Below are 14,511 nucleotides of genomic sequence, written 5' to 3' on the forward strand. Positions count from 1 at the left end.
TAATACGACTTTAGACAAAGAACAGTGTTTATTAGACCAAGACTTCATTAAAGATGAAAAGTCTACAGTTGCTAAATATGTTTCTTCTTACGGAGAAGTTGAAGTAACAGGTTTTAAACGTGTATCTTTAGGATAAGCAAAATACTCTTCGGAGTTTTATATAGAAAAAGGATCGTCAAGTTGGCGATCCTTTTTGTTTTTTACGATTCTATTTATCTACAACCATAGACTTCATAGGTTCTAAACCCACAAAATGCCCCAATAGTTTCTCCACAGGCATAGCCGCCTTGCGTTTCACAGTCAAAAGTATCTTCACAATCACCTCCAGAGACTTCGTTGCACAAAGCAATGAAAGTTTCATCATATCCTCCTTTTAGGTTTTTAAAATTAGAAATGGCTTTTTTATTAAGTTGTAATGATTTTAAATGTTTCTTTTTCATGATAGTATATTTTAAATATTTCTTTTAAAGATACCGTATTGACTCATATTAAAAGAAAGTTTATATTTTAAATTATTTATAACGATCATAAGCAAAACGTATCTAAAAGAAAAAAATCGCCAGTTGACGATCCTTTTTTGGTTTTAAAATATACATAGTTTCCAATTCACCAGTGAAATTAAAGAACTCGTTTAACTATTTAGAATTCACACAAATTAGACGTTTTAAATTCTAATTTCAGTACTAAATAAATATAAACGAGTTCCCAAAAAACGAAACAAGTTCGTTTTAAACTAACGAATTAATTTCTAACAACCTACACAAGTATTTTGCAATTCTAATGAAAATACACACTGTTGCTCACAACGTCTAAACGTTGAAAGATTACCTCCACCAACTGGAGCAGAAACGTTTACTGTTGAAATTGTTTTCTTGTTAAGCTTTAAACTGTTGATACTTCTTTTTTTCATAATAATGTGTTTTAAAATTAATAATTAATCAAAGTTAACTGCATCTATGATTTTATGAAATACCATGTTTATGGTATGTTTAATCTTTTAATTCAGCATATTATATTTTTAAAACATCATTCCATTGCGTTTACAGAACCAAAAACAACTGCATAAAAAAAGATCGCCAATATTGACGATCCTTTTTTAGTTTTTATTTACAACCATACACTTCCCAAGTTTCATACCCGCAAAATGAGCCAATGGTAATATTATCATCACCAGTTCCAGGTGAATCTCCATTACATAGAAACTCGGTATATATATCTGTAGGTACCCAATAGTTACTTGTTGTGATACATCCTGATAACATTCCGCCTTTTAAATTAGAAATCGCTTTCTTGTTAAGCTCTAATAATTTTAATTTTTTCTTTTTCATAATAATCGATTTAAATTAATGTTTCTAAAAATATATTCACAATAGAATAGAAAAATAGTTAACATATTCACAATAAAAGTGTCATTTCAATGAAAATAATTTATGGAATCCATAAGCGATTTATATGCTAAATTAGATTAAACAGCATTATTATGGACAATACTGAGAATGTCCACTACTAAATACTTCTCAAATTTCATATTCGCACTAACTATTGATATTAGTACCATTTTTTCCGCTTTTTAAATTATTCAAGTCAAATACGTTTTGTTCTTTCAATTGTAATTTTAAATTAATTTTCTTTTTAAAAATTTACGGTTACTTACACTTTATATATCACAAGTACGATCCCAATAAACAAATTATTTTGCATAAAAAAAGATCGCCAAATTGACGATCTTTCTTAACTGAATTATATGTGGGTCATTGCATACAACACACAATTATTGCGTATCAATTACAACTACGAATCTTTTTAAAGTCCGCCATCTGTTTTACAACAAACATCTATTGCTCTGGTAAGTGACTCAATACAGTATTGCTCTTCACTATATGTTGAATTTCCTCCTTTAATTGTATGCAGGTCGCTTAAATTTGAAATTTTTGATTTTGTTAATCCTAGTTTTAATATTCTCTTTTTCATAGCATTTTTGGTTATTGTGGTTATTTTATTGATTACTCAAAATTAAGAAACTACTTTCCTGTAAATGTTAAGGTTCTCATAATAAAACAGCTCCACCTATTTAAAAAAATTATGATTCATATTAGTAATTTATATGTGTTAAGCTAGAAAAGTATAAAGCAAAAAAAAAGTTGCCTACTGACAACTTTTCTTCTTCTTTTTCTTTTTCATTTTGCAATTTTAACAACATGTTTGCCGAAGCAATATTGTCTTTATTATTATAGTCTATAACAGACATTTGTTGTTTCAAAAAATATAAGCGGAGAACGTATTGTACTACACAAGCGATTGCAATACTATATACTTTATAAAGTGATTATTTTTGAATTATACCTAACAAACAAAAATATGCTTTATAATTTTATGCTTATACCTTATTGTTGATTGCATTACAAAGATACGCAGGCACTAACCGCAAATCTGTTAAGAAAACCTTAATAAAACACGCGTTCTAATTAAAACAAATTATACCTATCATAAGGGAATCTTATGATAGGTATAATTATGATTTACTATCTCTTTTAAATATGTAAAATATCTATTCAAATATTAAATGACATCCTATAAAAGAAATGTACATAAAGATGAATCCTAACACGAAGTGTGTGTACGGACAATCATCACAATAACCTTTACAAGTTACCCACACAAACAATGCGTTGCTTCTGAACCTCCGTGACAAGTGGTTACAATAGTGTCACGAATACACTCATCTTCTGTTCCAAAAACAGGACAACAAAGATCTACAAAGTTTTTACTGACAGTATATATTTCAAACTGTCCTCCTTTTACATTTGCCAAATTAGAAATTTCTACCTTGTTCAATCCTAACTTTAATTTTTGTTTTTTCATGATTTTACTTGTTATATGTTTTACGTGAAGATAGCTTATAGAACATTTAAAAAATAAGACTAACGCTCTGTATTTATGAATCATAGGAACATAAAAATTAAAGTTTCAAGCTATAAATTATGCCAAATAACACATAGATTTTCATACTCGAAATTCATAAAATGTAAGTGTGCTTATTTGATGTAATTTCTTATTTATAAAGGATCGTTTTCAAGAAAAATAAAATCACTCAATTGAATTAAATTTTCAAAATATGAACATCATCTACAAAACAAAATAAGGAACACTACTAAAAACATTTTTGTAGACTTCATTATTTGCTATATTTGCAAAACTCATCACAAGAAGCAATGCAATACAAAAGAATATTACTAAAATTATCAGGCGAAGCGCTCATGGGCGATAGACAATATGGAATTGATCCAAAACGCTTAGCTGAATATGCCGAAGAAATCAAACAAGTAGTTGATTTAGGAATACAAGTAGCCATTGTTATTGGTGGTGGAAATATTTTTAGAGGCGTTGCAGGTGCCAGCAATGGTATGGACAGAGTGCAAGGTGACCACATGGGAATGCTGGCTACTGTAATTAACGGACTCGCCTTACAAAGCGCCCTAGAAGATGCAAATGTATACACACGTTTGTTAACAGCACTAGAAATTAAAGAAGTTGCAGAACCATATATTAAAAGAAAAGCAATTCGCCATCTAGAAAAAGGACGTGTTGTTATTTTTGGAGCTGGAACTGGAAATCCATATTTTACAACCGATTCTGCCGCAGTATTGCGTGCTATTGAAGTGAGTGCAGATGTTATTTTAAAAGGAACGCGTGTAGATGGTATTTACAACGTAGATCCTGAGAAAGACACGAAAGCAATTAAGTTTGATCATATATCTTTTGACGAAGTTTTAAAGCAAGGATTAAAAGTAATGGACACGACAGCTTTTACATTAAGTCAAGAAAACGAATTGCCTATTATTGTATTTGACATGAACACTAAAGGAAATTTACTAAAAGTAGTTTCTGGTGAAAATATTGGAACTAAAGTCAACTTATAGTACAAAAATTGGCGTAGTTTTTGATTTTATTCGAACTAAAACAAAAAAATGTTTTAAATTAGTAATGATATAGTGTGTAACATATATGGTTACATTCAATAATTAAAAATAGTATGAACGAAGACATTAAATTTATTATAGATACGACAAAGGAAGGAATGGATAATGCTATTGCGCACTTAAAAAAGCAATTATTAGGTATTAGAGCTGGTAAAGCTTCTCCTGCCATGTTATCAAGCGTTATGGTTGATTATTATGGTTCACAAACACCATTGTCGCAAGTAGCAAACGTAAACAGTACAGATGCGCGCACAATTACCATTCAACCATGGGAAAAAAGCATGATTCAAGAAATTGAAAGAGGAATTATGCTAGCAAATCTTGGTTTTAATCCAATGAATAATGGTGAATCTGTAATTATCAACGTTCCTGCACTTACGGAAGAACGTCGTAGAGACTTAGCCAAACAATCGAAAGGTGAAGCAGAAGATGCTAAAGTTGGTATTAGAAATGCGCGACAAGAAGCAAATAAAGAAATTAAAAATCTTGAGATTTCTGATGATGCCAAAAAAAATGCAGAAATTGACGTGCAAGGACTTACAGATAGTTATAGCAAAAAGATTGACGAAATATATGTAATGAAAGAAAAAGAAATAATGACGGTTTAAAAAACGTTAAACTTATAATAAACTTAAAATATGGCGACCAATGGTCGCTTTATTTTTTGTAACATTATGCCATTAATTTCGTTATAAGAAAAAGGTCAGTTCAAAATACGGCGCATTATGAATGCTGATAACAACTTATAGAATTAACGACCAATTAAATCTGATCACTAAAACATACCCTATATAGATGAAAAAATCAGTATTGATTTTTATTGCATTGCTTACTTCTTTTGCAGCTTTGGCACAACAAAGAATTTCAGGAATTGTCCTTGACGAACAATCTAAAGAATCATTGCCATTTGCAAATATTTTTATTTCAAAAAACAAAGGTACCATTACAGATGCAGAAGGAAAGTTTATTCTCAATCTAAAAAAAGACATTACAACCATCAAGGTTTCTTATATCGGTTATAAAACAATAACCGTTCCTGTGGACCAAAACAAAACATATCTTACCATACGACTTCAACGCACACAAGAATCGCTAGATGCCGTTGTATTGTACAACAAAGAAAATCCTGCATTGCAAATAATGCGCGATGCTATTGATCGTAAAAAACAAAACGATCCCGAGCGCAAACTAAAGTCGTTCAAACTAAACGCATACAACAAGCTTCTTGTTACTGCAAATCCTGATTCTATAAATGGACAAATTGATTCTATCTACACAAAAAAAGATGGAGAACTAGTTTTTAAAGAAGTTGATTCTTCCAATTACAGTTTCAAAAAAGACATGACGCGAAGCCATATTTACATGACTGAAAAAGTGAGCGAGGTTTCATTCAGTTCCTCTAAAGGAAAACGCGAAAAGATTTTAGCTACACGCATGGCTGGTTTCAAAGAACCAATTTACGAAGTATTAGGTATCAAAATTCAGTCATTCTCTTTCTACAATAACAAATACGAGCTTTTTGGAACTTCGTATGCAGGGCCAATGGCAGGAAATGCACTTTCAAAATACGCGTACAAAATTTTAGATACGGTAAGCAATAACAATCGCGAATCGTACATGATTTACTATAGTCCAAAGAAAAAAGGAGAAACTTCTGGCTTGGAAGGTATTCTTTACATTGATCGCGAATCGTATGCATTACAAAAAGGAATTGCCGAAATAAAAGGTGTTATTGACATCAAAGCAGTACAAAATTTTGAGTATAACGAAACATTTGAAGTTTGGTTTCCGACCGACAAGAAAATTCAAATACGAAAAGGAAAAACAGACGATACCGTATCACTTTTTGGACAAGCCGTCAAAGTGCAACGCGGAACTCCACAAGACAGCACCAAAACCGTTAGAAGCAACAAACAAAATGTTAGTGACTTTATTTACCTAACTTCAAACACCAAAAATTTTGATCTATCTATCAACGAACCTGTCAAAATTCGTGGACGTGGATTGGCAATTGAAATTGAAGATTTGGCGCACGATAGAGATGAAGCCTATTGGAGTAAATTTCGAACAGACAGTATTACCAAACGCGGTAGAGAAACGTATGTAGTTTTGGACAGCGTCATTGCAGAAGATGGCGTAGAAAAAGATATTTACTTAGCTAGAAAACTTTTAAAAGGATATTATCCAACAAAATACATCGATTTAGATTTACGCTATTTGGTAAAATACAATAACTATGAAGCCTTTCGTTTGGGACTTGGTGGTGTTACAAATGCTAACTTTTCAACAAAATATCGTTTAAACGGTTACGGAGTATACGGGACGCGTGATAAAGATTTTAAATTTGGAGTTGGCGGCGCAGCCCGATTAGACAAACGAACACAAACTTGGTTTGGAATGTCATATACGGATGATTTGGTAGAAACGGGAAGCTCTCGTTTTATCACAGACAGGCGTGCATTTTCACTATTTGAACCGCGATTATTCAATATTGATTTATTTTACGAAGTAAAACGCCTCACCGCAAATATTGAACATCAAATTACAGCAAAAATGCATGGGAACTTAATGCTTTCACGAAGCAATGTAGAATCTACGTATGATTATGGTTTTGTGCAAAATGGTCAAATTTTTAATGCGTACGACATTACAGAAGCGACACTTTCCATACAATGGAATCCGTTTAGTGAATACATGCAAACGCGACACGGACGTAACGAAATCAAAAAAGGATTTCCGCAATTTGCTTTTCAAGCAACCAAAAGTTTTGATGGTTTCTTGGGCGGCGATTTCGATTATACAAAATTAGATGCGCGAATTGTACATGAAATACGCCCAATAGACAAAGGTGTAACTTCCTTTTTACTAAAAGGTGGTTTGGGTATTGGCAATATTCCTATTTCACATTTATATCACACATCACCAAACAATCCAAACAAAGATGTGCTTTTACAACGTTTCTCAATTGCAGGTAGAAACAGTTTTGAAACCATGTATTTCAATGAGTTTTTCTCTGATAAATATGCAATGTTTCAGGCAAAACACAAGTTTAAGCCGTTTAAAATTACCAAAGGTTTTCGTCCAGAATTGACATTAATTACACGTTTTGCTATTGGTGATGCTGATAATATTGAACGCCATTTAGGACAGCAATTCAATTCGTTGAAACACGGTTTCTCTGAATCTGGGTTTGAAATCAACAAACTATTTGCTGGTTTCGGATTGAGTTTTATGTACAGATATGGCGCATATCACTTGCCAAAATTTGAAGATAACTTGTCATTTAAATTTACTTATTATTTTAGTTTAGGTTTTTAGAGACTGTTTACAATCGTTTTTCATAAATTTGCACGAGCAAAAACGGAACAATGATTAAATGGATAAATACACGCTTCTGGGCAAGTGTTGCACGACTGATTCTTCGGAATAGAATAATCATATTGGCACTTATCATTGGAATGACTGTATTTTTAGGTATGCAATGGAAAAACATGCGTTTCTCTTATACGGAAGCAAACCTATTGCCCGACAATCATCCTGTAAATATTGAATACAATAAATTCCTCGATATTTTTGGTGAAGAAGGAAACTTAATGATTCTTGCCGTAAAAGACAGCTCGCTTTTTACACCCGAAAAATTCAATGCCTGGAATCGACTCAGCAAAAAATTTAATGCAAAACCCGAAGTAAGCGCGGTAATTTCTACTGAAAACCTCAAAAAACTGATCAAAAACGATAAAAATGATCGTTTTGTTCTTGATGATTTGGTGAAAGGAGAAATAGAAACACAGGAACAAGCAGACGCCATTCGTGACGAACTCTTTAAAAATTTACCCTTTTACAAAAGTTTACTTTACAATGACGAAGGTACCATACGAACCGCCGTATATCTTGACAAAGAAATTGTAAACACTTTTATTCGCAGAGATTTTATCTATGACGAAGTGCTGCCAATGATAGAAGAATTTGAAGCAGAAACTGGACTCGATTTACGCGTTTCGGGAATGCCGTACATACGTACTTTAAACTCTCAAAATATTGTCGATGAAATCGGATTGTTCATTGGCGCCGCATTACTCGTTACCAGTTTAATATTCTTTTTCTTCTTTAGATCGTTCCGTGCTACATTCATATCAATGATTGTGGTAATTATTGGTGTAATGTGGGCGTTTGGAGTTATAGGATTATTAAACTATGAAATCACTGTATTAACAGCATTAATTCCGCCTTTAATTATTGTTATTGGAATTCCGAATTGTATTTTCTTCATCAACAAGTATCAACAAGAAATAAAAAAACATGGAAACCAAGCCAAGTCATTGCAACGTGTAATTTCTAAAATTGGAAATGCTACATTGATGACAAACATGACAACTGCTGCCGGTTTTGCTACGTTTATCATCACCGAAAGCAAACTGCTGAAAGAGTTTGGTATTGTAGCTTCTATAAATATCATTGCCATTTTCATCTTATCGCTATTAATCATTCCGATTATCTATAGTTTTATGGCGTTGCCAAAAGAAAAACACTTAAATCACTTGAACAAACGTTGGATTGGTGGTTTTGTCAGTTGGATGGAAAAAATGGTGCGTCATCACCGATTTGCAGTCTATGTTTCGTCTGTAGCATTACTTGCGTTGAGTATTATTGGAATTTATCAAATACGTATTTCGGGAAGTTTGATTGAAGACATGCCGCAACGAGCCGATTTCTTTCAAGACATTCGCTTCTTTGAAAAGGAATTTGATGGCATTATGCCATTGGAAATTTTAATTGATACCAAACGTAAAAATGGAGTTTTAAAACTTCCTACGCTTAAACGCATGGACAAGTTTGAGGAATTAATTGTTGATATTCCAGAACTTTCACAACCAATGTCAGTGGTTAGTTTAGCAAAATATTCGCGTCAAGCTTATTTTGGTGGACTTGCTAAAAATTATTCCATTCCAGCTTCTAACGAAAATACGATCATTTCTACGTTTGTGGCAAAATCCGATTCCGGACTCAATCTGCTGTCAAGCTTTGTCGATTCTACAGGAAGATACGCACGTATTACAACGTTTATGAAAGATATCGGAACCGATAAAATGGAACGTATCGAAGAAAATTTACAAACAAAAATAGACAAAACATTCAAAGATAAATACGATGTTACCCTAACTGGAAAAGCACTCGTTTTCTTAAAAGGAACCAAATATTTAGTCAACAACCTAATCATGTCCCTATCATTGGCAATTTTCTTGATTTCGTTATTTATGGCGTATTTATTCCGTTCGTTCCGAATGATTTTAGTTTCATTAGTGCCAAATTTATTACCCTTGCTAATTACAGCAGGAATGATGGGCTTTTTAGGCGTTCCTATCAAACCATCTACAATTTTGGTATTTAGTATTGCTTTTGGTATTTCTGTGGATGATACGATACATTTCTTGGCTAAATACCGACAAGAACTACGCAGTAACAACTGGAAAATTCGAAAATCGGTCTATGCAGCATTGCGCGAAACAGGCGTAAGTATGTTTTACACGTCTATTGTATTATTCTTCGGATTTTCAGTATTTATGATTTCTAGCTTTGGCGGAACGGTCGCTTTGGGCGGATTGGTTTCAGCAACACTCCTTTTTGCAATGTTAGCAAACTTACTTTTATTGCCTTCTTTATTGCTTTCGCTAGAACGTAGCATTGCAAACAAACGTGTATTAAAAGCGCCTAACTTTAGAATTCTTCCTGAAAAGGAAAACAGAAAACTATCAGACTTGGTACGAAAGAAAGATGATAAAAGTGATCACGAGGACAATAGTAAATAGTACTATTTTTTCTTAAACCATCGATACTTTCTACTTTTCAAACACTTCAAAAAAGTTAAAAAATCAGTATTTGTATTGAAGGTTCAACTTTTAATTTGGTAAAAGTAAAAAAACACTTACTTTTGTGAGATAGGTACAAAAAATAAAGCCTGACATTGTTGTTACAATATCAGACTTTATTCGGTTCCCCCAAACCTACCTTAATTTTCTTAATCATTGAAGACAAATTAAGATTACAATTGATTAATAGCCATGACAAATATATGTCAAGTTACAGCGATTAGACAAGGGGAAAAATCCCCTTTTTACTGGATAATTCCCTTTTATTTATAGGTATTTTACGCTTTAGCGAATTCTCGCAAAATAAAAACGTAATCTTCGTACAAAATCTACACCTTTTATCATCAATTTTATTTCGTGGGCTTTAAGCTGTTTATTTTATTCTTATTCATTCTATCAGATTGAATTTGCTACTAACCATATAAATTGGCATCAAAAAATTGTTGTAGCTCATTTCATAAGTTTTCACTAATAAACTATATTTGTCGCCTAAAATATTTTAAAGATGAAATCATACACAGTCGCTGAGTTACTAAACTCAGAAACATTGCTACAGGAAATTACTGTAAAAGGTTGGGTACGAACGTTTAGAGCAAACCGTTTTATTGCTTTAAATGATGGATCTACCATTAATAATATTCAATGTGTTGTTGATTTTGAAAATACCAATGAAGATATCTTAAAACGTATCGGTACTGGAGCTGCTGTTGCTATTAAAGGAGAATTGATAGAAAGTCAAGGAAAAGGTCAAAAAGTAGAAGTAGCGGTAACTGACATTACGATTTTAGGTGATGCAGATCCGGAAGAAGTATCAAAAACCATTTTACAGCCTAAAAAACACAGTTTAGAGTTTTTACGTGAACAAGCACATTTACGCACACGTACCAACACATTTAGTGCTGTAATGCGTTTGCGCTCTGCCTTATCGTTTGCAGTACATAAATATTTTACTGAAAATGGATTTTACCATGTACACACACCAATTATTACTGCAAGTGATGCAGAAGGTGCAGGAGAAACGTTTAGAGTTTCGACACTAGACCCTAAGAATCCACCATTGAATGAAGATGGAAATGTTGATTATTCACAAGATTTCTTCGGAAAAGAAACCAACTTAACGGTTTCTGGACAATTGGAAGCAGAGTCGTACGCGATGTCTTTAGGAAAAGTATATACATTTGGACCTACTTTTAGAGCTGAAAACTCAAATACATCACGTCACTTGTCTGAATTTTGGATGATTGAACCCGAAGTTGCTTTTATGGATTTGGCAGGAAACATGGACTTGGCAGAAGATTTTATGAAATCAGTACTGAGTTATGTTTTAGAACACAATCCAGATGATTTAGCATTTTTAGAAGAACGTCTAATTACAGAAGACAAATCAAAACCACAAGCAGAACGCAGTGAAATGAGTTTGACAGAGAAATTGCGTTTTGTGATTGATAATAACTTTAAGCGTGTAAGTTATACGGAAGCGATTGATATTTTACGCAATTCGAAACCAAATAAGAAGAAGAAGTTCAAATACTTAATCAACGAATGGGGCGCAGATTTACAAAGTGAACATGAACGTTTCTTGGTAGAAAAGCATTTTAAATGTCCTGTGATTTTATTTGATTATCCTGCAAATATTAAAGCGTTTTACATGCGTTTGAACGAAGATGAAAAAACAGTACGTGCTATGGATATTTTATTCCCCGGTATTGGCGAAATTGTCGGAGGATCGCAACGTGAAGAACGTTTGGACGTATTGAAAGAAAAAATGGCTGCTTTAGATATTCCTGAGGAAGATTTATGGTGGTATTTAGAGCTTCGTAAATACGGAACAGCAGTACACTCTGGTTTCGGACTAGGTTTTGAACGACTGGTAATGTTTGTAACAGGAATGGGAAATATTAGAGACGTAATTCCGTATCCAAGAACACCACAGAACGCAGAGTTTTAAACTACAAAATAATAGATACTAAAAACCGTCAAGAAATTCTTGACGGTTTTTTTATGTTACTTATTTACAAACAAGACATTCCGAAAGACAGTAGGTCTGTTTTGAACAAATAACTAAACTACCGCCAACAGGAGGCGCAGTTATTGGTCCTGTTTTACAAATCGTAACAAATCGTGTTTCTAAAAATGTAGTCGCCAAACCACCTTGTATTTCATTAGAATTTACAGAAGCAATTGTCTGTTTTTCTAGTGATAGTTTATGTAATTTAACTTTCTTTTTTTTCATAATTTTAAATTTTCAATGATATCTAATTGAGTTTTTAGCAAAATGGACAATACGATTTACAAGAATTTAATACCGTAATACATATTTCATTCTTTGGGTCAAGCGTAATAAGTGGTCGTGGAGGATCTACAGTAATTGTACAATTTAAAACGACACTCATTCCTGGACCACACGCAAATGTTCCTGGTGCGCCACCTTGTACTTGCTGCATGTTTGCAATTGTCTTCTTCTGTAAAGACATTTTTTTCAAATTTAATTTTCGTTTTTTCATCCTAAAATAATTTTTAACGGTTTATACTATTTTTTTGAAGATCAAAAACCGCTTCCAAAACACACAAACTAAATTCCCAAATCTAAACTATGCTTATGTTTGCAATCATAGAAATGACTCGTAAAACTTGAAAACGATTTTTTAATTCTTCGTTTCAAAATTAGATAGGTCACTGATTTTAATAAAAAAAATAACGAGACATAAGCGTGACAAATACGCTGTAAAACCCACTATGCGCCGAGGATGAGACAAAAACTGGACAAATTACAAATCGTAGATAAAGTTTTGCAATTGTTTTTCGGAAGCAAAACTCATTTTCTTACGGAGTCTGTATTTACTTTTACGAACACTATCTGGAGATATCACCAAAATATCGGCTATTTCTTTCGTATTAAAGCTTAAACGAATAAGCGCAGCTAATTTTAGATCGCCTTGTGAATACTGAATTGTTTTTACTTTGAAATTCTTGAAGAATTCTGGATATATATTTTGAAATATTGACTTAAAACCTGTCCAATCTCTTTCTGTTAAAATTTTAAAATCGCGCAAATCGTTCAGTATCTTTTCCACTTCTTTCGCATTTTTTACATTCGTAACAGCATCTTCAGAAAGCATTTCCATATAAATTTTGAGAGCTGCTTCTTTTTCAATTGCCTGTTCTTTTACTACTTTCAACTTTTGCTGCATTCTATATTTTGCTTTTTCTTTTTTAGCAATTTGCTGAAGAAAGTGTGTTTTTCTTCTTCTATAAAATGCAAATCCAAATCCGACAGATACTAACAATGCGCCAGTAATTAATAGCATATTCAATTCGGATTTTGCATGTATTTCTTGTAGTTTTTCTTTATTTTTTTGTGCTGATTCTAAATATTCCTGTTTGATAATAGCTATTTTCCCTTCTTCTTTATCAACACGTTTTTTAACTTCAATGTATATTTCTGAAAAGTAAAGCGCCTGTTTTGTATTTCCTTCATTTTTATACAATCGCTGTAAGTGTTTTGCCCTCATTAATATTTTACCAGGAATATCTTTTAACGTTGCTATTTCAAAGGACATGTGTGCATATTGCTTTGCCAATTTTACATCTCCTTGATCAGCATATATTTTAGAAAGTAATAAATTGAGACTTCCATCAAGATTTTTTAGCTTGGCCTTTTTTGACATTTCTATACTTTCTAAAGCCAAGCTTAACGCTTTCTGTTTGTTTCCTTTTTCATAAGATATTTCTGCTAAATTTTTCTTGATAAACATTGTATATCTAGCACGCTTGCTTTTTTCATTTTTCTTTTTATTCAGCTGTGCTGCTTTTTGCAAATAGCTTAGTGCATCATCAAAATTTTTCATTTTTTTATACATCCAACCTACGTGCATATAGACAAAAACCGTATCTACTCTTTCACTACTTTCAATAAGGTTCATTGCTTTTTTGGCAAAGTTTTGTGCATAAGTATACAAACCAAGTTTTGCATACAATCGTGCCATTCGTATATGCGACATTGCCAATACATTTGCATGTATAAATTCTCCATTCTCAGAATTCATTTCAATCGCTTTTTGATACGCTTGAAACGCTTTTGCTGTTTCTCCATCTAATTGATACAAATAGCCCGTTTTGTTATAAACTCTAGCTTTTAAAACTTGATTTTCGATATCTGGAAGTAGTGCTTGCATTTTCTTCAAATACACACGAGCAGAATCTAACTTTATTTCTTCTTTAAAGTAATAGCCAGCACATCTATTATACACTCTAAAAAGCATAACTGGATTTCCTAAAGCTTGTAATTTAGCTTTCTGTAAGTAAAAAATTGCAGAATCTTGCTTATTTTGAAAAGCTAAAACTTTACTTTTTTCCAAGTAGGATACAACCAAAAAATCACGTCCTTTTGCTTGTGCATTATTAATATATAAAAAGCAACAACTTACCAAAAGTATTAGTTTGGTATACAACGTAGCGAAGCGGGAATTTTCTTTTGTTTTTGCGAAAGTATGCATGTCAGTTTATCTTAACGATTAATGTTAGATAAAAAAACATATTTTTTAACACGTACAAAAGGGTGTTATTCCCCAAAAACACTCCTTTTTTTCATCCTAATTCTAAAGACAGGAATTCCCTTGCTATTTTTCAAAACACACCTTACAATACCATTGAAGTTTGTTATA

13 protein-coding genes and 1 pseudogene are annotated in these 14,511 nt (G+C 32.5%); 6 read left to right on the plus strand and 8 right to left on the minus strand.

Annotated elements, in window-relative coordinates; translation table 11 throughout:
* A pseudogene (locus AB8B65_RS04715) lies at window positions 1-136 on the plus strand (elongation factor Ts); the annotation flags it as partial.
* Between the two features lie 76 nt (window positions 137-212).
* Here the strand turns inward: AB8B65_RS04715 and AB8B65_RS04720 are convergent.
* The 5 genes from AB8B65_RS04720 to AB8B65_RS04740 form a co-directional block, all read right to left on the minus strand.
* A complete protein-coding gene (locus tag AB8B65_RS04720; RefSeq protein ID WP_405299704.1) occupies window positions 213-440 on the minus strand; it encodes a hypothetical protein in 228 nt (75 codons plus the stop codon).
* A gap of 308 nt (window positions 441-748) precedes the next feature.
* Window positions 749-910 (minus strand): hypothetical protein, encoded by a 162-nt coding sequence (locus AB8B65_RS04725; RefSeq protein WP_405299705.1) that lies wholly within the window; start codon window positions 908-910, stop codon window positions 749-751.
* Between the two features lie 193 nt (window positions 911-1,103).
* A complete protein-coding gene (locus tag AB8B65_RS04730) occupies window positions 1,104-1,328 on the minus strand; it encodes a hypothetical protein (RefSeq protein WP_405299706.1) in 225 nt (74 codons plus the stop codon).
* Window positions 1,329-1,803: 475 nt separating this feature from the next.
* Window positions 1,804-1,971 (minus strand): hypothetical protein, encoded by a 168-nt coding sequence (locus AB8B65_RS04735; protein ID WP_405299707.1) that lies wholly within the window; start codon window positions 1,969-1,971, stop codon window positions 1,804-1,806.
* A 678-nt stretch (window positions 1,972-2,649) separates the two neighbouring features.
* Window positions 2,650-2,862, minus strand: a complete 213-nt coding sequence (locus tag AB8B65_RS04740) for a hypothetical protein (RefSeq protein WP_405299708.1) — start codon at window positions 2,860-2,862, stop codon at window positions 2,650-2,652.
* Between the two features lie 350 nt (window positions 2,863-3,212).
* Between AB8B65_RS04740 and pyrH the strand changes: the two genes are divergently transcribed.
* From pyrH to asnS, 5 genes are all read left to right on the plus strand, one after another.
* A complete protein-coding gene (gene pyrH, locus AB8B65_RS04745) occupies window positions 3,213-3,920 on the plus strand; it encodes a UMP kinase (protein WP_405299709.1) in 708 nt (235 codons plus the stop codon).
* 113 nt (window positions 3,921-4,033) lie between these two features.
* A complete protein-coding gene (gene frr, locus AB8B65_RS04750; RefSeq protein WP_405299710.1) occupies window positions 4,034-4,588 on the plus strand; it encodes a ribosome recycling factor in 555 nt (184 codons plus the stop codon).
* Window positions 4,589-4,775: 187 nt separating this feature from the next.
* The gene (locus tag AB8B65_RS04755) at window positions 4,776-7,298 is read left to right on the plus strand and encodes a DUF5686 family protein (RefSeq protein WP_405299711.1); all 2,523 of its coding nucleotides are present in this window, start codon (window positions 4,776-4,778) and stop codon (window positions 7,296-7,298) included.
* A 50-nt stretch (window positions 7,299-7,348) separates the two neighbouring features.
* Window positions 7,349-9,787: an RND family transporter gene (locus AB8B65_RS04760; RefSeq protein ID WP_405299712.1), complete on the plus strand. Its 2,439-nt coding sequence runs from the start codon at window positions 7,349-7,351 to the stop codon at window positions 9,785-9,787.
* A gap of 565 nt (window positions 9,788-10,352) precedes the next feature.
* Window positions 10,353-11,795: an asparagine--tRNA ligase gene (asnS, locus tag AB8B65_RS04765; protein WP_405299713.1), complete on the plus strand. Its 1,443-nt coding sequence runs from the start codon at window positions 10,353-10,355 to the stop codon at window positions 11,793-11,795.
* A gap of 60 nt (window positions 11,796-11,855) precedes the next feature.
* On the opposite strand, the gene AB8B65_RS04770 is transcribed toward asnS, so the two are convergent.
* The 3 genes from AB8B65_RS04770 to AB8B65_RS04780 all read right to left on the minus strand — a co-directional run bounded on the left by AB8B65_RS04770 (window position 11,856) and on the right by AB8B65_RS04780 (window position 14,220).
* The gene (locus tag AB8B65_RS04770) at window positions 11,856-12,080 is read right to left on the minus strand and encodes a class I lanthipeptide (protein ID WP_405299714.1); all 225 of its coding nucleotides are present in this window, start codon (window positions 12,078-12,080) and stop codon (window positions 11,856-11,858) included.
* Window positions 12,081-12,114: 34 nt separating this feature from the next.
* On the minus strand, window positions 12,115-12,351 hold the full coding sequence (locus AB8B65_RS04775; RefSeq protein WP_405299715.1) for a hypothetical protein: 237 nt from the start codon (window positions 12,349-12,351) through the stop codon (window positions 12,115-12,117).
* A gap of 264 nt (window positions 12,352-12,615) precedes the next feature.
* The gene (locus AB8B65_RS04780; protein WP_405299716.1) at window positions 12,616-14,220 is read right to left on the minus strand and encodes a tetratricopeptide repeat protein; all 1,605 of its coding nucleotides are present in this window, start codon (window positions 14,218-14,220) and stop codon (window positions 12,616-12,618) included.
* Window positions 14,221-14,511: the final 291 nt, after the last annotated feature.

It is taken from the genome of Kordia sp. (assembly GCF_045105435.1).
In the GTDB taxonomy this organism is placed as follows: Bacteria; Bacteroidota; Bacteroidia; order Flavobacteriales; family Flavobacteriaceae; genus Kordia.